15 protein-coding genes are annotated in these 18,389 nt (G+C 63.1%); 6 read left to right on the plus strand and 9 right to left on the minus strand.

The window, feature by feature from the left end; translation table 11 throughout:
- Positions 1-207: 207 nt before the first annotated feature.
- Entirely contained in the window at positions 208-1,584 is a 1,377-nt protein-coding gene (locus tag NKJ01_RS28650) for an MFS transporter (protein ID WP_352733287.1), read from the minus strand.
- Positions 1,585-1,776: 192 nt separating this feature from the next.
- Complete coding sequence (locus NKJ01_RS28655; RefSeq protein ID WP_352733213.1) at positions 1,777-6,591, minus strand: NAD-glutamate dehydrogenase; 4,815 nt, start codon at positions 6,589-6,591, stop codon at positions 1,777-1,779.
- A 136-nt stretch (positions 6,592-6,727) separates the two neighbouring features.
- Here NKJ01_RS28655 and NKJ01_RS28660 point away from each other — a divergent pair, with 136 nt between their 5' ends.
- Complete coding sequence (locus NKJ01_RS28660; RefSeq protein WP_352733215.1) at positions 6,728-7,291, plus strand: peroxidase-related enzyme; 564 nt, start codon at positions 6,728-6,730, stop codon at positions 7,289-7,291.
- 133 nt (positions 7,292-7,424) lie between these two features.
- Positions 7,425-7,748: a YciI family protein gene (locus NKJ01_RS28665; protein ID WP_352733218.1), complete on the plus strand. Its 324-nt coding sequence runs from the start codon at positions 7,425-7,427 to the stop codon at positions 7,746-7,748.
- 4 nt (positions 7,749-7,752) lie between these two features.
- Here NKJ01_RS28665 and NKJ01_RS28670 read toward each other — a convergent pair whose 3' ends face one another.
- Positions 7,753-8,367: a LysE family translocator gene (locus tag NKJ01_RS28670; RefSeq protein WP_352733220.1), complete on the minus strand. Its 615-nt coding sequence runs from the start codon at positions 8,365-8,367 to the stop codon at positions 7,753-7,755.
- A gap of 396 nt (positions 8,368-8,763) precedes the next feature.
- On the opposite strand from NKJ01_RS28670, the gene NKJ01_RS28675 reads away from it, so the two are divergent.
- Positions 8,764-9,390, plus strand: coding sequence for a DUF1062 domain-containing protein (locus NKJ01_RS28675; RefSeq protein WP_352733223.1), 627 nt, complete (start codon positions 8,764-8,766; stop codon positions 9,388-9,390).
- Positions 9,391-9,452: 62 nt separating this feature from the next.
- Here the strand turns inward: NKJ01_RS28675 and typA are convergent, their stop codons facing one another.
- Entirely contained in the window at positions 9,453-11,282 is a 1,830-nt protein-coding gene (gene typA / locus NKJ01_RS28680) for a translational GTPase TypA (RefSeq protein WP_352487331.1), read from the minus strand.
- Positions 11,283-11,479: 197 nt separating this feature from the next.
- Between typA and NKJ01_RS28685 the strand changes: the two genes are divergently transcribed.
- Positions 11,480-11,761, plus strand: a complete 282-nt coding sequence (locus NKJ01_RS28685) for a hypothetical protein (RefSeq protein ID WP_352733225.1) — start codon at positions 11,480-11,482, stop codon at positions 11,759-11,761.
- Positions 11,762-11,864: 103 nt separating this feature from the next.
- Here the strand turns inward: NKJ01_RS28685 and NKJ01_RS28690 are convergent, their stop codons facing one another.
- Positions 11,865-13,439 (minus strand): alkaline phosphatase D family protein, encoded by a 1,575-nt coding sequence (locus NKJ01_RS28690; RefSeq protein ID WP_352733228.1) that lies wholly within the window; start codon positions 13,437-13,439, stop codon positions 11,865-11,867.
- Between the two features lie 271 nt (positions 13,440-13,710).
- Entirely contained in the window at positions 13,711-14,994 is a 1,284-nt protein-coding gene (locus tag NKJ01_RS28695; protein WP_352733230.1) for an MFS transporter, read from the minus strand.
- A gap of 74 nt (positions 14,995-15,068) precedes the next feature.
- Between NKJ01_RS28695 and NKJ01_RS28700 the strand changes: the two genes are divergently transcribed.
- Both NKJ01_RS28700 and NKJ01_RS28705 read left to right on the plus strand, forming a co-directional pair.
- Entirely contained in the window at positions 15,069-15,686 is a 618-nt protein-coding gene (locus NKJ01_RS28700; protein WP_352733233.1) for a TetR/AcrR family transcriptional regulator, read from the plus strand.
- Between the two features lie 43 nt (positions 15,687-15,729).
- Entirely contained in the window at positions 15,730-16,323 is a 594-nt protein-coding gene (locus NKJ01_RS28705; RefSeq protein WP_023760852.1) for a hypothetical protein, read from the plus strand.
- A 154-nt stretch (positions 16,324-16,477) separates the two neighbouring features.
- On the opposite strand, the gene ppa is transcribed toward NKJ01_RS28705, so the two are convergent.
- The 3 genes from ppa to NKJ01_RS28720 all read right to left on the minus strand — a co-directional run bounded on the left by ppa (position 16,478) and on the right by NKJ01_RS28720 (position 18,389).
- Complete coding sequence (gene ppa, locus NKJ01_RS28710) at positions 16,478-17,011, minus strand: inorganic diphosphatase (protein ID WP_023760853.1); 534 nt, start codon at positions 17,009-17,011, stop codon at positions 16,478-16,480.
- 115 nt (positions 17,012-17,126) lie between these two features.
- Entirely contained in the window at positions 17,127-17,633 is a 507-nt protein-coding gene (locus tag NKJ01_RS28715; RefSeq protein ID WP_023760854.1) for a GNAT family N-acetyltransferase, read from the minus strand.
- Positions 17,634-17,750: 117 nt separating this feature from the next.
- On the minus strand, positions 17,751-18,389 hold the full coding sequence (locus NKJ01_RS28720) for a TPM domain-containing protein (protein ID WP_352606267.1): 639 nt from the start codon (positions 18,387-18,389) through the stop codon (positions 17,751-17,753).

The raw sequence follows: 18,389 nt of genomic DNA on the forward strand, positions 1-18,389 counted from the left end.
CCGATCATCCAGAGGTCCTTTCAGAATCGATTTCCGCACACCACACAAGAGTCCCTTTGTACTCATGTGCGATTCCCCTGCCCTCGAGGGGGGAGGGTCGATCCGCGAAGCGGAGCGGGGTGGGGGTGCGGCACCGCCCCCCCCGTCTCACGAATTTTGCTTCGCAAAAATCGCTCACCGACCCTCCCCACAAGGGGGAGGGTAAACTCACTCCGCCGGCCGGTCCGCCGGATAAGGCGTCTTGATCAGGATCGCCATGCCGAGCCCAAGGAACAGCGCGATGACCGCCATGCCGAGGCGCGCCGAGCCACTGGCCAAGGTGACGGACGCGACCATGAATGGCGCCAGGAAGCTGGTCGCCCGGCCCGCCAGCGCATAAATGCCGAAATAGCGGCCGGATTCGGCGGCGGTAACGCTGCGCGCCATGTAGGAACGCGACGACGCCTGCACCGGCCCGAAAGCCACGCCAATCAACAGGCCAAAGAAGATGTAGGCCTTTTCCGCCGCCGTACCGAACAGTCCGCCACTGTCTGGCCCGGGCATCATCCAGAGGCCGAACAAAGTATAGCCCGGTCCGGTCGAGACGATGCCGATCGTGGCGATGCCGAGCAGGACCAGTGAGATCATCACGATGGCTTTTGAGCCAAGCGCCGTGTCGAGACGCGCCGCAACCAGGCAGCCGAAGATGGCGACGACATTGAGAATGATGCCGAAAATGCCGATCTCGGTGATCGACCAATGGAACATTGCAGCCGCAAACGTACCACCCAGCGCCAGCAGAGCGTTGACGCCGTCCTGATAGATCATGCGGGCGACAAGGAAGCGGAAGATACCGCTGCGCTTGCGCACCTCGCTCAGTGTTGCTTTCAACTCAGCCAACCCCTCTCGCACCGCCGGGCCGATCGGCAGCCCCTTGAGGGCGTCGGGCGTGAAAAAGAACATTGGCAGGATGAACAGGAAGTACCAGCCGGCCGACAGCGGCCCGGTGGCGCGGGCGTCTTCGCCGAGCTTCGGGTCGAGCCCGAACAGCGGGTCGATGCCGATGATCGTCTTGCCCGTCTCCGGCGAACCGGCCAAGCAGGCGACGACGAAGATCAGCGCGATCATGCCGCCGAGATAACCAATTCCCCAGGCCATGTTGGAGATCCGGCCGATCTCGCTCTTCGGCACCAGGCGCGGCATCATCGAATCGTTGAACACGGTCGAAAACTCGGCCGCGACCGACGCCAGCGAGAACAAGAACACGACCAGGAAAAGGTTCGAACCGGGAGCCGCGAACCAAAGCAGGCTAAGGCTGGTGACCTTGACCGCGGCGAAGAACGCAATCCACGGCTTGCGTGGGCCGGTCTGATCGGCGATCGAGCCTAGGATCGGCGACAGCACGGCGATGACCAGGCCCGCCGCGGCGATGCCGTAACCCCAGGCCGCCTGGCCGGTTTCCGGATCGCTCGCCATGCGCGAGACGAAGTACGGCCCGAAGATGAAGGTGGTGATGACCGTGAAGAACGGCTGCGCGGCCCAGTCGAACAGCATCCATCCCCAGATACCACGTCCAGACGCACGCTGCACTGCCTCTACCGCCATGATGATCCCCCCGGCCGTGCCCGTATCGGGCGCCATGCCTGCATTTTTCCAGCATTCATGTAAACATCAAGCATTGCACCGCTCTCATGGCTCAGCCGGCGTCGCGAGATAGGTGCCAGCATTGAGGCCATATCCCTTCCCTCGTCGCTATGCGGGGAGAAGGTGACGACGGCCGGATGAAAACAAACCAACTCACATCCCCGTCAAATCGCTCATCAACCCGGAAGCGACGGACAGCCGCGACACGGTGATGTCGCCGCCTTCGGTCAGCGCCTGCAGCCGCTCGCGGATGCGCGCCACCCGCTCGCCGCCGGCCTCCAGCCAGGCGGCCACCGGATCGGCTGCCTTGGCATGACCGGTGAGTGCCGCCACCGCGATGCCGCGCCGCGCGGCACCTATCGTGTCGGTGGCGCGCGAAAGGGCCAGCTGGTCGTAATAGTCCGAGGGCGTGATCGAGCGTGCCGCGTCCTCGACACGCGGGATGCGGAAGGCATCGCTGACGGCGAAGAATGCCGTGGCCGCCGCGACGATGTCGGCGCCGGCGGTGCGCGCCGTCAACGCAATATCGGGGATGAGTTCCGCCACCTCGCTCAGCGCCAGCTGCGCGGCCAGTCTTTCCGGCGCGCCGCTCTTGAACAGCCCGTGCCGCTTCTCCTCGATCCGCTCGCGCGAGAAGGCCGGCAGCAGCGAAACGAGCTTGGGCTCCAGTGCCTTGCGGGCTTCCAGCAGTTCGGCGATGCGCTGGCCAAGGGCTGCCGTGCTGGCATCGTTCTTCAGATACCAGCCGCTGGTCACATAGATCAGCCGGCTGACCATCTGATAGAGATCGAGCTGCACCTGGCCATCGATCTGGTTGTCGAGCGCGTCGATCTCGCGATAGAGCGCCGGCAAGGCAAAGCCGTCGCGCACCACCGCGAAGGTGCGCACCACGTCGGCGGCAGTGCGCCCCGTGGCTTCCTGCAGCCGGTTGACGAAGGAAGGGCCGCCGCGATTGACCAGATCGTTGACGACGACCCGTGTAATGATCTCGCGGCGCAGCCGGTGGCCGTGGATTTCGGCGGCATATTTCTTCGCCATGCGATCCGGGAAATAGCCCATCAGGTCGCGGTCGAAATGCGCGTCGTCCGGCACGTCGCTGGCGACGATGTCGGAAAACAGCACGATCTTGGCATAGGCGAGCAGCACGCCGAGCTCGGCCCTGGTCAGCGGTTCGCCGCGCGCTTCGCGATCGGCAAGCGCCGCCGGCGACGGCAGCGTCTCGACGGCGCGGTCGAGCAGGCCGCGCGCCTCCAGTGCCGTCATGAAACGGCTCTGATGCGCGATGTCGGCGAGGCCGCGCTTGCGGGCGATCGAAAGCGCCAGCGTCTGCTGGTAGTTGTTGGACAGGACAAGTGAGCCGACCTCGTCGGTCATCTCGGCCAGCAGCTTGTTGCGTGCCGAGCGCGTCAACGATCCCTTGCGCATGGCGGACGCCAGCGCGATCTTGATGTTGACCTCGACGTCGGAGCAGTTGACGCCGCCGGAATTGTCGATGGCGTCGGAATTGCAGCGGCCGCCATTCATGCCGAACTCGATGCGCGCGCGCTGCGTGACGCCGAGATTGGCGCCCTCGCCGATCACCTTGGCGCGCACGTCCAGCGCGGTGATGCGGATGGTATCATTGGCGCGGTCGCCGACCTCGGCATTGGTCTCGTTCGAAGCCCGCAAATATGTGCCGATGCCGCCGAACCACAGAAGGTCGACCGGCGCCTTCAGGATGGCGGTCATGATCTCGACCGGCGTGGCGGTCGTCTTGCCGAGGCCGATCGCTGCTGCCGCTGCCGCCGGCAAGGTGATCGACTTCTGGTTGCGCGAGACGATGATGCCGCCTTCCGACAGTTTGGTCTTGTCGTAGTCCTGCCAGCTCGAGCGGGGGAGAGCGAACATGCGCTCGCGCTCGGACATCGACGCCGCCATGTCCGGATCGGGATCTATGAAGATGTCGCGATGGTCGAAGGCAGCAATCAACCGGGTCTTCGGCGACAACAGCATGCCGTTGCCGAACACGTCGCCCGACATGTCACCGACACCGACGACAGTGAAAGGCGAGGTCTGGATATCGCGGTTGATCTCACGGAAATGCCGCTTGACGGCTTCCCATGCGCCCTTGGCGGTGATGCCCATCTTCTTGTGGTCGTAGCCGGCCGAGCCGCCGCTGGCGAAGGCGTCGTCGAGCCAGAAACCGTGCTTTTCGCTGATGGCGTTGGCGGTATCGGAGAAGGTCGCCGTGCCCTTGTCGGCGGCAACGACGAAATACGGATCGTCCGGATCGCGGCGCACGACGCCGGCCGGCGGGATGACACCCTCGAGCCCGATATTGTCGGTGATCGACAGCAGGCTGGAGACGAAGTTCTTGTAGGCCGAGGTGCCAGCCTCGAAGATCGCGTCACGGCCGGCGGTCATCGGCAGCTTCTTCGGGTAGAAGCCGCCTTTGGCGCCGACAGGCACGATGACGGCGTTCTTGACCTGCTGCGCCTTGACGAGGCCGAGCACCTCGGTGCGGTAGTCCTGGGCGCGGTCCGACCAACGCAGGCCGCCGCGCGCCACCGGGCCGAAGCGCAGATGCAGGCCCTCGACTTCGGAACCGTAGACGAAGATCTCCCGCCACGGCCGCGGCGCCGGCAATCCGTCCACCGCATACGAATCGAGCTTGATCGCCAGCGACTGGCCTTTCTCTTTCGTATCGGCGACGAAATGATTGGTGCGCAGCGAGGCTTCGATCAGATTGAGATAGCGCCGGATAATGGTGTCGTCGTCGATGTTGGGAACGTCTTCCAGCGCATCCTTGATCTTGGCCTTGAGGTGCTTTGCCGCCACCACGCCCTCGGTCTCGGCTGTCGGGCCAAGCCTGGCGATGAACAGCGCATGCAGGCCGCGCGCGATATCGGGATAGCGATTGAGCGCGGCGGCGATGAAATCCTGGCTTTGCGGAATGCCGACCTGCTGGAGGTAGCGGCCATAGGCGCGCAGCACGGTGATCTCGCCCGACCACAGGCCTGCGGTCTGGGCAAGGCCATTGTAGCCGTCATTGTCGACGTCGCCGCGCCAGACGGACAAGAACGCGTCCACGAACAGCGCCCCGCCATCGGTCAGATCGATCGGTTTGCCGTAGCTGTTCTCCAGCTCCATGTCATGGATGAAGACCCGGCCGGGGTGATCATCGCTGATCTGGCCGGACTGGCCGTCGCCGACCTCGAAGGTGCGTTCGCTGATGACGCGGAAGCCGATGTTTTCCAGCACCGGCACCCGCCGCGACAGCGCCACCGGGCTGCCGTGGTGATAGATCTTCAGCGCTGCCTGGTGCGGCTTCTGCTCGCCATGGCGATAGTAGTCGATGGCAATCGGATTGCCGGCGCTGATTTTGGCAATCCGCCCGGCATCGGCCAGCGCTACCGCGGCGCTAAACGAATCGCGGTAGCTTTCCGGCAGCCGCGCGGCAATTGCCTTCAACGTCTGGTCGGCGCCATTGGCCTCCGCCGCATCTGAAAGTGCATCTTCCCAGGTGCGCACGATGTCGCGGATCGCGGCTTCGATCGTCGCTTGCTCGACCTTTGGCGTCTTGCCGCCGGAACGGCCGATGATAAAGTGCACGCGCGCCAGCCCGCCTTCTGGGAAGGCCGGGTAATAGGCAGACAGCCGGCCTTCGAACACAGTTTTCAGATAGAGGCCGATCTTCTCGCGCACCACGCTGTCGTAGCGGTCGCGCGGCACGAAGACGAGGATTGAGACGAAGCGGTCGAACTGGTCCGCGCGCACCAGCGCCCGCACGCGCGGTCGCTCGACGAGGCCGAGAATGGCGACGGCGTGCTTCCTCAGGATCGGCACCGGCACCTGGAACAACTCGTCACGCGGATAGCTTTCCAGCACATTGATCAGCGCCTTGCCGGAGTGGTCGTGGCGGTCGAAGCCTGACTTGGCGATGATGGTTTCGGCTTTGGATCGCAGGTAGGGGATCTTCATCACCGAGCGCGTGTAGGCGGTCGAGGTGAACAGGCCGACGATGCGCAATTCGCCCGCCAGCGTGCCTTTGGCTGTGTAGGTCTTGACGCCAATGTAATCGAGATAGATGCGGCGATGCACGGATGACTTGGCATTGGCCTTGGTGACGATCAGCGGCTCCGGCCCATGCAGGAAGGCGCGGATCTCAGGCGTTGTCGTCACGGCTTCGGTACCGCGCCTGAGCACCAGCACATCGGGATCGGCGAGGATGCCGAGGCCGGGTTTGTCGGCGCGCTCCAGCGTGCCGCTTTCCTCGCCGCCGGTGTATTTGAACTCGCGCATGCCGAGGAAGGTGAAATTGTCGTCGCGCAGCCACTCTAGGAAAGCGATCGCCTCGGCAACGCTCTTCTTGTCGAGCGGCACCGCCGAATAGCGGAATTCGGAAATCGCCTGATCGAGGCGGGCCAGCATCGGTCTCCAGTCGTGGACAGCGGCATGAACCTGGCCGAGCGTCTTGCGCAACCGCTCGGTCAATCCGCTCGCCTGCTCCGCGGTCAGCCGCGGTATGTGGACATGAATGACGCTCAGCCGGTCGTGGCTGCCGTCATCCTTGGCGAAATTGCCGTCGCCGAGGATTTCGTCCACTCCGTTTTTGCCGTGACGAACCACGATGACCGGATGGGTGACCAGCATCGGTTCGCCTGATGTCTCGGTGACTTCGCCAAGGATGGAATCGAACAGGAACGGCATATTGTCGTTGACGACCGTGATGACGGTCACCGGGCGGGCGTCGCGGACAACGCCGGAATCGGCATCGACCGCGATGACGCACTCGCCTTTTTTGTGAACTGCTATTGCCTGGCCGGCGAGATCGGCGGCGCGTTCGAGATCGGCCATTTCATAAGCGGCAAGATCTTCAGCCGGCGCGCGGCCGAGCAGATAGTCGGCAAGCCTGGCTGGCCTTTCCTCCGCTTTTGTCGCTGCCGTGGTTTTTTTCTTCGGCTTGCTCGCGGATTTCACGCTGGCCATGAGGCACTTCCCTCCCGTCAATGCTTTTACGACTATGGTAGCAGATGACCGCTGTTTGGCGACAAAGGTTTGACGGCTTGCAAAGAAATATCGGAATTCGGCAACAAGACGCCGTCCAACGGAGGAGAAATGACCCATGACCGGCAAAATCACCGCGCTTGACCTTGGCCTGGGAGAACTGAGCGAGGCGACAAAAACCTATTTCGCCAAATGCGAGGAGAAGCTCGGCCTCGTTCCCAACGTGCTGCGCGCCTACGCCTTCGACGACAAGAAGCTGCGTGCTTTCACCGACATGTACAACGACCTGATGCTCGCAGACTCCGGCCTGTCGAAGCTGGAGCGGGAGATGATCGCGGTCGCCGTCTCTTCGATAAATCATTGTTACTATTGCCTGACCGCGCATGGCGCGGCGGTACGCCAGCTGTCCGGCGACCCGGCGCTCGGCGAGATGATGGTGATGAATTTCCGCGCCGCCGATCTTTCGCCCAAGCAGACCGCAATGCTCGAATTCGCCGTCAAGTTGACCGAGGAGCCGGCGAAGATTGTCGAGGCCGATCGGGTAGCACTGCGCAAGGCCGGCTTCACCGATCGCGACATCTGGGACATCGCCTCGACCGCTGCCTTCTTCAACATGTCGAACCGGGTGGCGGCGGCGATCGATATGCGGCCAAACGACGAATATCACGCCATGGCGCGGTGACCTGGTGGCTGGAGCCCGACAGGCCTTATATTAGCTGTTTCGCATTCTCGTTGCTTGTTTGCCGGTTTGGTCCGATGATCGGCAGGCGGCATGGCCGCATGTCGGTTCGATGCCGCTGATCAAGGAGGAGAACATGGCGAAATTTCTCTACGTCTATCACGGCTCCGGGAAGATGCCGACCGAAGAGGCCGAACGGAAAGCAGCAATGGACGCCTGGAACGGCTGGTACGGCAAGCTCGGCTCGGCCGTGGTCGACGGCGGCAATCCGGTCGGCATGTCGAAGATGGTGCTACCCGGCGGCAAGGTCGAGAACAATGGCGGCAGCAATCCGACCGCCGGCTACACCATCGTCGAAGCGAAAGACATCGACGATGCCGTAGCCAAGGCCAAGGATTGCCCGATCCTGATGAACCCGGCCTTCAGCGTCGAGATCGCGCCGATCATCGAGATGATGTGACGGGTTACGACCGCGCCGCGATCGCCGCAGCCGCGCCGGCCATCGTCGTGGCACTGATGCGGTTGGCGATCTTCATGGCGCGCCTGCTCCTGAGGAGCTTGCGCGCCTGTGACGCGGCGAGCACCCAGGCCAGATCGATGGCGACCAGCACCACGGCCATGGTCGCCGTCAGCTCGACCCAGCCGACGACGCTGACCGAAGCGAGGTCGATGATGGTCGGCAGCAGCGCCAGGTAGAACATCATGATCTTGGGATTGCCGAGCGTCACCGCCATCCCGGCGAAGAACAGCTTTGCCGGAGAATCCTCGCGCGGCATCTCGCCCTCTTTCCCATCGACAGGTGCAGTCCACATCTTCCAGGCAAGGTAGGCGAGATAGGCGACGCCGACCCATTTCACGACAACAAAGGCAAAATGGAATGTCTGCGCCACCACAGCCAGCCCGAATACTGCCAGCGACAGCCAGATGCCCTCGCCGATCCACATCGCAAGCAGGAACGGGAACACGTCGCGAAAGCCTTTCGAGATGACGCGCGCGACGAGCGCCGCGATCGATGGACCAGGCGAGCCAGCGGCGACGAACAAAGCGGCGGCGAAGATCAGGAGCGATGTGAGGTGCATGGACGGGGTCTTTGGTTGAAAGCCTTCGATATCTAACATTAGCGCAAGCGGCCCAGCTGCGGTAGGGCCGACAAGATCACGCTTGTCCGCCCGGAATCTCGCGGCTAGAAAGGCCGCCGCGAAACAATTTTGAGCTTCACTTTGCCTACGTAACCGCCGGTCTCGTCAACTCCCCCGACACACTGCATGACGCTGCATTCGCGGTGTCTGTTTTCATGTTCACGTGTTCCTTAGGGCGGCGGTTCGAGACCGGTTTGGCACTGCTGAACCGCGTCGCGCGGCTCTTGCCCGTGACACCTGATTTCCAAAAACCGCAGCCTACCGCCACGCCGTGCCCGCATGGGCATCTCGACATCGCCGGCCTGATGAACTTCCCGACGGGAAGGGCTCATCGGCATGTCTGGCTCCTTACGCATCCATTGGGTGATCACGCCCAAAATCGCACCACGACCGCTCATCAACTGCAATCGCTGCGGCACTGTGAAAGCCTATTGCAGCAGCGGAAAATTCCGCGTCAACGCCAACGGCAAGCGCATCGATGTCTGGCTGATCTACCGCTGCATTGACTGCGACAATTCCTGGAATTTCGGCATTTTCGAGCGTTGCAACCGCCGCGACATCGAGCCTGCTTTGCTGCAGGCGCTCGAAAGCAACGATCCGTGGCTGGCCCGCCGCCATGCCTTCGATGTCGTCGCACTGCGAAACCGGATCGGGCGCCTCGATGAATTTCCCGATGTCGCCGTTCACAAGCACAGGCTTGGCGGCACAAGGGAGACGGCAACCGCGCTGGAGCTCCAGCTTGGCCTCGAAATACCGACGTCCCTGCGACTCGATCGGCTGCTCGCCGGCGAACTCGGCATCTCGCGATCACGGCTTCAAGCGCTGGAAGAGCGACGATTGTTGGTCGTTCATCCGGACGGTGCCAAAGCCTTGCGCAAGCCGGCCCGCCAGGGAACGACCATCCGCATAGATCTGGCCGGTGAGGTCGACCAGGACGACATTATGGAGGCGGCCGGTGGATGAACGAAAGAGGGACGGAGCATTGGTTTGCTCCGCCCCTCTCAACCTTTTGGAAATAGAGAAGCTTATGCCGCGCCGACCGCCTTGGCCGACTTCTCGAAACGCTTGCGCTCGTTCGGGTCGAGATAGAGCTTGCGCAGCCGGATCGTCTTCGGCGTCACTTCGACCAGCTCGTCGTCCTGGATCCAGGCCAGCGCGCGTTCCAGCGTCATGCGGATCGGCGGGGTCAGCTTCACCGCCTCATCCTTGCCGGCGGCGCGGATATTGGTCAGCTTCTTGCCCTTGAGCACGTTCACTTCGAGATCGTTGTCGCGGCTGTGGATGCCGATGATCATGCCCTGATAGACCTTGACGCCCGGGTCGATGACCATCGGGCCGCGGTCTTCCAGGTTCCACATGGCGTAGGCCACCGCCTCGCCCTGCTCGTTGGAGATCAGAACGCCGTTGGTACGCCCCGGCAGTTCGCCCTTGTAGGGCTCGTAGGCATGGAACAGCCGGTTCATCACGGCCGTGCCGCGCGTGTCGGTCAGCAGTTCCGACTGGTATCCGATCAGGCCGCGCGTCGGCGCGTGGAAGACGATGCGCTGGCGATTGCCGCCGGACGGGCGCAGCTCGACCATCTCGGCCTTGCGCTCCGACATCTTCTGCACGACGATGCCGGCATGCTCCTCGTCGACGTCGATAACGACTTCCTCGATGGGTTCCTGCAACTCTCCGTTCTCGCCCTTCTGCATGACGACGCGCGGACGCGACACGGCGATCTCGAAACCCTCGCGGCGCATCGTCTCGATCAGCACGGCCAGCTGCAATTCGCCGCGGCCGGAGACGAAGAACGAATCCTTGTCGGGCGATTCCTCGATCTTCAGCGCGACATTGCCTTCGGCCTCGCGCAGCAGGCGGTCGCGGATAACGCGGCTGGTGACCTTGTCGCCTTCGGTGCCGGCCAGCGGACTGTCGTTGACGAGGAAGGACATGGTCACGGTCGGCGGATCGATCGGCTGCGCATGCAGCGGCTCGCTCACCGCCGGATCGCAGAACGTGTCGGCGACGGTGCCTTTCGAAAGGCCGGCAATGGCAACGATGTCGCCCGCTTGGGCCTCTTCGATCGGCTGGCGTTCGAGGCCGCGGAAGGCGAGGATCTTGGAAATACGGCCGGTTTCGACCAGCGTGCCGTCATGGTGCAGGACCTTGACCGGCTGGTTGGACTTCAACGTGCCTGATTCGATGCGGCCGGTGATGATACGGCCGAGGAACGGATTGGCTTCCAGGATGGTGCCGATCATGCGGAACGGGCCGGGATGCACGGTCGGCGCCGGCACATGCTTGATGACGAGGTCGAACAGCGGCGCCAACTGCTGGTCCTTCGGTCCTTCCGGATTTTCGGAAACCCAGCCGTCGCGGCCTGAACCGTACAGAATCGGGAAGTCGAGCTGCTCATCGGTGGCGTCGAGTGCTGCGAAGAGGTCGAACACCTCGTTGACCACTTCGACATGGCGGGCGTCCGGGCGGTCGATCTTGTTGATGACGACGATCGGCTTCAGGCCGACCTTGAGCGCCTTGCCGACGACGAACTTGGTCTGCGGCATCGGCCCCTCGGCAGCGTCGACCAGCACGATGGCTGAGTCCACCATCGACAGGATGCGTTCGACCTCGCCGCCAAAATCGGCGTGGCCGGGGGTGTCGACGATATTGATGCGGGTGTCCTTCCAATCGACCGAGGTCGCCTTGGCCAGGATGGTGATGCCGCGTTCCTTTTCGAGGTCGTTGGAATCCATGGCGCGTTCGGCGACGCGCTGGTTGTCCCGGAAGGAGCCGGATTGGCGGAGCAATTGGTCGACGAGGGTGGTTTTTCCATGGTCGACGTGCGCGATGATCGCGATATTACGGATTTTCATGTTCTGGTCTCGGAAGCGTTGCAGGCAGCAGGCCAAAAGGCGCTGCCTCTTTCGGTTGCGCGGCTCATACAGGGTTTTTCGCAGTTGCGAAAGAGGAGGCGCGCCACCAAATACTCATCAAATCTTAAGCATCTGCGTGTGAGATGATTCTGTTAACCAAGGCGGGAACCTTTCCGGGCCCGGGCAGTTCGAGCATCATGACCGACAAACTCAACCGATTTTGGCCGCTCATCGCATCCGCAGCCTTTGCAATCCTGCTGGCCGCCAACGCCGCGCAGTCGGCTGCGACGCTGCGCGAGACGCGCCCCGTTGCGCAGTCCGGCACGCAGACAGCCGAGCAGGTCTTCGCCGACGCACCCGACGGGGTCGACCCGATGGTGACCGGCCCGGTCAGCGCCTCCTTCAAGCAGAGGCAGGACACCGCCAAATGCGACAGCGCCGTCTGGCCGAACATTCCAATGGTCTGCTACCCGGACTAAGAGGGCGCTTCACCCCCGCCCCGTCTCGGCAGCTTCGCTTTGCGAAGCCGCCGCGCCGACCCTCCCCACAACGGACCCACAAGGGGGAGGGTGAATAGTGCGTTTATGCCGACCGTACTGGGTCGAGCGTTACCTTGAAGAGTTCGTTGTCGTCGCGGTCCATTAGCCGCACCGTCATCTGCTCGCTGGCGCCTGAAATATCGACCAGCCCGAAGAATTGCAGGCCCGCCGATGGCGGCAGGTTCTGACCCTGTTCGGCAGTCGGCGCCTTGATGAACTTCAGCTCCGGCCCGAATGTCATGTCAAAATCGTTGGGGCCGAACGTGCCGGCGTGGATCGGGCCCGAGACGAATTCCCAGAACGGATTGAAATCCTGGAACTGCGCCTTGTCCGGGTTGTAGTGGTGGGCGGCCGTGTAATGCACGTCGGCGGTCAGCCAGACTGTGTTGCTGATGCCGGCGTTCTTGATGAAGCGCAGCAGGTCGGCGATCTCGAGCTCGCGTCCCTTTGGCAAGCCATTATCGCCATTGCTGACCGCTTCGGCGCCGACCTTCTTGGTGCCGTCATCCCAGACGACGAGGCCGAGCGGCATATCGGCGGCGATGATTTTCCAGGTCGCCTTCGAACTCGCCAGCTCGCGCTTTAGCCATTTCGTCTGCTGTTCGCCGAGAATGCGCGATTGCGGCGTCATCTCATCTTGCATGTCCGGACCGTTGGGGCCGCGATAGGACCGCATGTCGAGGAAGAACACGTCGAGCAGAGGCCCGTAAGCGATCTTGCGATAAACGCGGCCGGGCTCGGAGGGTTCATAGCGGATCGTCGTCATCTCATGGAAGGCGCGCGCCGCGCGGGCCGCCAGCACGTGAATGGATTTCTCCGTATAGCGATTGTCGGCGCTGAGATTCTTCGAATCCGACCAGTTGTTTAGAACTTCGTGGTCGTCCCATTGGTAGAAGGTCGGGCAGATGGCGCTCAACCCGAGCACGTTCCGGTCCATCATGTTGTATTTCCACTGGTCCCGGTATTCGTCCAGCGTTTCGGCGACCTTGCGCTTGCCGTCGATCAGCACGACGTTCTTCCACTTGCCGCCGCCGGGCAGGTCGACCTCGTCCTTCATGGCGCCGTCGGCATAGATGGTGTCGCCCGAGTGCAGGAAGAAATCGGGCGTGTGCCTGCCGATCGTGGCGTAGGTCTTCATGCCGGTCTCGTCGATGCCCCAGCCCTGGCCGGCCGTGTCGCCCGACCAGGCAAAGCGGATGTCTCGCTTCGAGGCCGGCGCCGTCCTGAAGCGACCGGTGATCGGCTCCGAAACGGCGTTGATGTCGGCGAGATCGGCTGATGTCATGCGGTAGAAGATGTCCTGGTCTGAAGCGAGGTCGGTGAGCAGCCGTTTGACGGTGTAATCGCTGGCCGGCGACGTATCGAGCGGTGCCAGGCGCGTCGCATTGGTGAAATTCTCCGTCGACGACACCTCGAACATGACGCGCGACGGGCGGTCGGTGCGCGTCCAAACCATGCCGCTGGTGGCGTCGACATCGCCCGACTGGACGCCATGTGTGAAGGCCGGCCGCTGATTGGCGCGCGAATAGTATGGCAGTGCCAGGCTCGAAACGCCGGCCAGGCCAACGGCGCTGGCGGACGTGACGAAGGCGCGGCGGGTCATCGAAAGCTTGTTCATGGCTGTTTCCTGGATGGCTTGAACGGTGCCACCAGGATCCAGCGTCAATGTTTCAGGCGCATCTCGGGATGATGAAGGTTTGATAACAGTGAACAGGGTGATCTCCCCCCTCGAGGGGGAGATGTCGCCGAAGGCGACAGAGGCGGTCGCCGCGCATAGAGCGCCGACCTCCATCTGCACCAGGAGGCAGAGCCCGGTCGGACCGACCCCCTCTGGCCGCTTCGCGGCCATCTCCCCCTCAAGGGGGGAGATTAGCGCTCCGCCGTCGCGGCTAAGCCGCCTGCGGCTCCGGATCAAGCGCCGGCCGGCTGGTGTTGATCAGCAGCGAGATGCACGCCGCGGCAATCGCCGTCATGCCGGCAATCAGGAAGGCCAGTTCGTAATTGCCTTGCAGCTCGCGCATGGTGCCGCCGAAAGCGGCGGCGGTGGCCGCGCCGATCTGGTGGCCGGCGACGATCCAGCCGAACACGATCGGTCCGCTGCGATCGCCGAACGCCTCGTTGGCGAGCCTCAGCGTCGGCGGCACGGTGGCGATCCAGTCGAGGCCGTAGAGCACGGCGAAGATGATCAGGCTGGTCGCCGAGAAGCCGGAATAGGGCAGATAGATCAGCGACAGGCCACGAATGCCGTAATAGACGCCAAGCAGCTTGCGCGGGTCGTAGCGGTCGGTAAGCCAGCCCGACAGTGTCGTGCCGATCAGGTCGAAAATGCCCATCATCGACAGCAGGCCGGCAGCCTGCACCTCGCCGATGCCCATGTCGCCGCAGAACGCGATCAGATGCGTGCCGACCAGCCCGTTGGTGGTGAAGCCGCAGACGAAGAAGGTGGCGAACAGATACCAGAACACCCTCGTGCCGGCGGCGCGACGCAGCGTCGAGAACGTATGCGCGAGGAAGTTGCCCTGTGACGCGGGCGGAGCCGGCGGCACGTCGTTGGCCTCGGCGCCGTAGCGCACCATGCCGATCGAGGCCGGCCGCTCCGGCACCAGCAGCCAGACCAGCGGTATCAGGGCCGCGGTGGCGATCGCCACCGCAATGACGACCGGCTGCCAGCCACCCGACTGCGCCAGCGCGGCGATCATCGGCAGGAACACCAGCATGCCGGAGGCGCTTGAGGCCGACATCAATCCCATGACAAGGCCGCGATTGGTCTTGAACCATCGATTGACGATGGTGGCGCCGAGCACGCTGGCGACAGCGCCGGAACCAATGCCCGAGAACACGCCCCAGGTGATGAACAGATGCCAGGGCTTGGTCATAAGCAGGCTGAGCGCGGTGGAGCCCGACATCACCATCAGGGAGGCGAGCAGCGTGCGGCGCAGCCCGATGCGCTCCATCAGCGCTGCGGCAAACGGACCGGTGAGACCGTAAAGCAGGATGCCGACACCAGCAGCCAGCGAGATGACGTCTCGCCGCCAGCCAAAGCCGTTCTCCAGCGGCAGCATCATGACGGCGGGTGCGGACCGCAGGCCGGCCGCGACCAGCAGGCAGAGAAAGATGATGCCAACCACGACGAAGGCGTAGCGCTGGCCAAAGGGACGAGATTGAGTTATCATGTTACTGACCGGTACGTTGCAGGGTGGGAACAGGTATACGTACCGATCGGTAACATTGTCAATCGAGTCACACGATGCCAACGGACAAAAATATTGATCTGACCATCAGCGACGATCATGCATCGGCGCCGCCGAAAGCCGCCAAGAAGATTCTCGATGTCGCCTATGATCTGTTCTACCGGCGCGGCATAAGGGCGATCGGCGTCGACGAGATCGTCAAACGCGCCGGCGTCACCAAGCCCAGCCTCTATCGCAGCTTCCCCTCCAAGGATGAACTGGCCGCTTCCTATCTCAGGCAATACGACCGTGAATACTGGGAGCGTTTCGATGAGGCTGTCGCCGCTCATCCCGGCGACCCGCGCGCGCAGATCAAGGCCTTCCTGACCCGCATCGGCAAGCGAACGCAAGTGGCGGACTATCGCGGCTGCGGCATGACCAATGCGGCGGTCGAATATCCCGATCACAGCCATCCGGCCCGCGTGGTCAGCGAGGCCAACAAGCAGGAACTGCGCCGCCGCCTGCGCGCCATGGCGGTTGCGATGGGCGCCCAAGACCCTGACACGCTCGGCGACGGCCTGCTGCTCCTGATCGAGGGCGCCTATATCAGCGGTCAGTTGTTCGGGCTCGGCGGTCCGGCAAAAGCGGTCGCCCGCAACGCCGATCTGCTGATTGAAGCCAGCTTGAAGAAATAGCATTTGGCGCTACGCTGCGATGGCCTGCAACGGAGTGTCCGCGATGCGCAGCCTGCTGATTCTGCTCACTCTCGCGGGCTTCTGCCAGGCCGCACACGCCGACGGCATTGCAAGCGCCTACACCGATCTCGACTCGAAGAAGGACTGCGTGACTTACGCGCAGGCCGAGGAAGGCGACGGCGACTGGGCCGACCTCGCCTGTTCGGGCTACCGCGGCTATCCTGTGCTGATTGCCTATGACGATGCTCGTGAATCGCTGTTCTACGGTTTTCCGCCCGGTGGCGACATGACGACCGTCTGGGAGAGCTTTTCCGGTTTCAATTCATCCGGAGCCAAGATCGAATGGCGCGTCGAGACCAAGGGCGAGACCGCAGTGCCCTTTGCCGTCATCCATCGCCGCACGATCAGCAACCCGGATGACGAAAAAAAGTCGACCGAAGTGTTGCTCGTCGCCAAAGTCGGCCAGATGGAGGCCCGCGACGGCTGCACGATCGGCCTGGTGCTGGCCACCGGCAACCCCGCCGCCAACGATCAGGCGCGCAAGCTTGCCGACGACAAGGCGCGAACCTTCGCCTGCGGCAAGGACAGGCACACCGTCATCGGCAACGTGCCGGCTTTCGGCCGGGTCGACAACTGACACGGTGGGAATTGGCCATCGCGCCCGTAGCTTCGTCATCCACGGGCGGGGCAAGGAGCGCAACGACACGATCCGCGGAATCTGTTCCGCCGCGAAGTTCGGCTAGCTTCACGGCATCGATCCTCGGGCCAAGCCCGAGGATGACGAAGCGCGGTTACTTGCTCGCCTTGGCCCGCTCGATCGCGTCGACGATCATCTTCCTGGCATATTTGGAATCGTGCCAGCCTTCGATCTTGACCCATTTGCCGGGCTCGAGATCCTTGTAGTGCTCGAAGAAGTGCTGCACCTGCTGGCGGGTGATGTCGGGCAGCTGGGTGTATTCGGTGACGTTCTCGTAACGCAGCGTCAGCTTCGGTGACGGCACGGCGATGATCTTCTCGTCCTGGCCGGCATTGTCTTCCATGATCAGCACGCCGATCGGCCGCACGTTGATGACGCAGCCCGGCACCAGCGCGCGCGTGTTGCAGACCAGCACGTCGATCGGATCGCCGTCGCCCGACAGCGTGTGCGGCACGAAGCCGTAATTGCCGGGGTAGCGCATCGAGGTGTGCAGGAAGCGGTCGACGAACAGCGTGCCGGCCTCCTTGTCCATCTCATACTTGATCGGCTCGCCGCCGATCGGCACCTCGATGATGACGTTGACGTCCTCAGGCGGATTCTTTCCACTGGCGATGGCTTCTATGCGCATGGCTTTGTCCCTCTCTCGATAAAAGATCGATAGCGGGCGGCGCGCCATGGTGCAATGCGGCGAATGGTGCCTAGGATCCGATCGGAACACGCGGACGGCCGGAAAGGCCGAGGTGTCATTCCCAGACGAAAGCGACCTTCTTCAGCGCCTTCTGCTCGAAGATCTCGACGCCTTCGGCGACATCGCGTCCGCCGGCGCTGGCATAGAAGGCGAGCGCGTTCTGGTTGTCTTCCAACGCCCAAACCACCATGCCTTTCAGCCCGTGATCGGCCAGACGGGCCCTGGCTGCCGCGAACAGGCGACTGCCGAGCCCGATGCCCTGATATTCCGGGCGCAGGTACAATTCGTAGATTTCGCCTTGCTGCTTGAGCTCTCGGGCGCGGTTCTTGCCGATCGTCGCATAGCCGGCGACCTTGCCGCCGATCTCCACGACCAGAACTGTGGCGGCGCGGCGAATCGCATTCGCCCACCAGTCGGCGCCGCGTCGGTTGATCATCGATGTCAGGGTGCGGTGCGGAATAATGCCGGAATAGGCACCGCGCCATGCCTCCAGATGCACCTCGGCGATGGCACTGGCATCGCGCGGGTCGGCCTTCCTGATGTCGATCGTCAGCGTATTCATGATTTGTTAACCATAAACCCGCATCGCCCGATTGCAAGAGTCCGGGCGGCCCGCCGCAGGCTTTCTCACAGGCGATCATCGCCTTGGTGAGGCCTTCAATGTCTCTGTGGAAAGGGCTCAAATCTCTACGAGATGATCGTCCAACTCGTTGCTGTCGCCCAACGTGACCGGGAAATGCTCGGCAAGAACCGCCCCCACCTGCTCGATGGCCTTGACGAAGCCGTCGGCAAGGCGGTCGTCGCTGGCATGCGCGGTAAGGTCGCGCACGACGCCATCCCAGACAGGCTGGCCGACCTTGGCGTCGATGCCCGAATCGGCGACCACTTCGGCATAGCGTTCTGCGATCGAGACGAAGATCAACACCCCGGTGCGCGCCGTGGTGCGGTGGACGTTGCGGGCGAGGAACTGCTTGACCGCGTTAGCGTGCGCGGCCTGGTAGCGCAGCCGCCTTGGCACCAGATGGATGCGCAGGCCGGGCATCGCCCACAACATCGCCAGCACGCTGGCAAGCGCCAGAAGCTGGGCAAGGACAAAATGCGGCAGCCGGATCGACAGCCACCAGGCTTCCAGTCCATAGCCGACGGCCAGACTGACGATCAGCATGCATACTGTCGCCATGAAGGCAGCCGGGAAGAAATACCCATCGCTGGCGTGCGCCACGACGCAGTAGATTTCGCCGTCGGTCTTCTCCTCGGCGGCGCGGATCGCGGTTGCGATGCGCTCATGATCCTGCGGGCTGATTGGTCGTGTCGCCAT

This window comes from Mesorhizobium sp. M0276 (genome assembly GCF_040321755.1).
Lineage (GTDB): Bacteria > Pseudomonadota > Alphaproteobacteria > Rhizobiales > Rhizobiaceae > Mesorhizobium.

Coding starts and splice junctions, on each gene's coding strand:
- NKJ01_RS28650 (WP_352733287.1), bottom strand. CDS start 1,584: ATGGCGGTAGAGGCAGTGCAGCGTGCGTCTGGACGTGGTATCTGGGGA.
- NKJ01_RS28655 (WP_352733213.1), bottom strand. CDS start 6,591: ATGGCCAGCGTGAAATCCGCGAGCAAGCCGAAGAAAAAAACCACGGCA.
- NKJ01_RS28660 (WP_352733215.1), top strand. CDS start 6,728: ATGACCGGCAAAATCACCGCGCTTGACCTTGGCCTGGGAGAACTGAGC.
- NKJ01_RS28665 (WP_352733218.1), top strand. CDS start 7,425: ATGGCGAAATTTCTCTACGTCTATCACGGCTCCGGGAAGATGCCGACC.
- NKJ01_RS28670 (WP_352733220.1), bottom strand. CDS start 8,367: ATGCACCTCACATCGCTCCTGATCTTCGCCGCCGCTTTGTTCGTCGCC.
- NKJ01_RS28675 (WP_352733223.1), top strand. CDS start 8,764: ATGTCTGGCTCCTTACGCATCCATTGGGTGATCACGCCCAAAATCGCA.
- typA (WP_352487331.1), bottom strand. CDS start 11,282: ATGAAAATCCGTAATATCGCGATCATCGCGCACGTCGACCATGGAAAA.
- NKJ01_RS28685 (WP_352733225.1), top strand. CDS start 11,480: ATGACCGACAAACTCAACCGATTTTGGCCGCTCATCGCATCCGCAGCC.
- NKJ01_RS28690 (WP_352733228.1), bottom strand. CDS start 13,439: ATGAACAAGCTTTCGATGACCCGCCGCGCCTTCGTCACGTCCGCCAGC.
- NKJ01_RS28695 (WP_352733230.1), bottom strand. CDS start 14,994: ATGATAACTCAATCTCGTCCCTTTGGCCAGCGCTACGCCTTCGTCGTG.
- NKJ01_RS28700 (WP_352733233.1), top strand. CDS start 15,069: ATGCCAACGGACAAAAATATTGATCTGACCATCAGCGACGATCATGCA.
- NKJ01_RS28705 (WP_023760852.1), top strand. CDS start 15,730: ATGCGCAGCCTGCTGATTCTGCTCACTCTCGCGGGCTTCTGCCAGGCC.
- ppa (WP_023760853.1), bottom strand. CDS start 17,011: ATGCGCATAGAAGCCATCGCCAGTGGAAAGAATCCGCCTGAGGACGTC.
- NKJ01_RS28715 (WP_023760854.1), bottom strand. CDS start 17,633: ATGAATACGCTGACGATCGACATCAGGAAGGCCGACCCGCGCGATGCC.
- NKJ01_RS28720 (WP_352606267.1), bottom strand. CDS start 18,389: ATGGCGACACGACCAATCAGCCCGCAGGATCATGAGCGCATCGCAACC.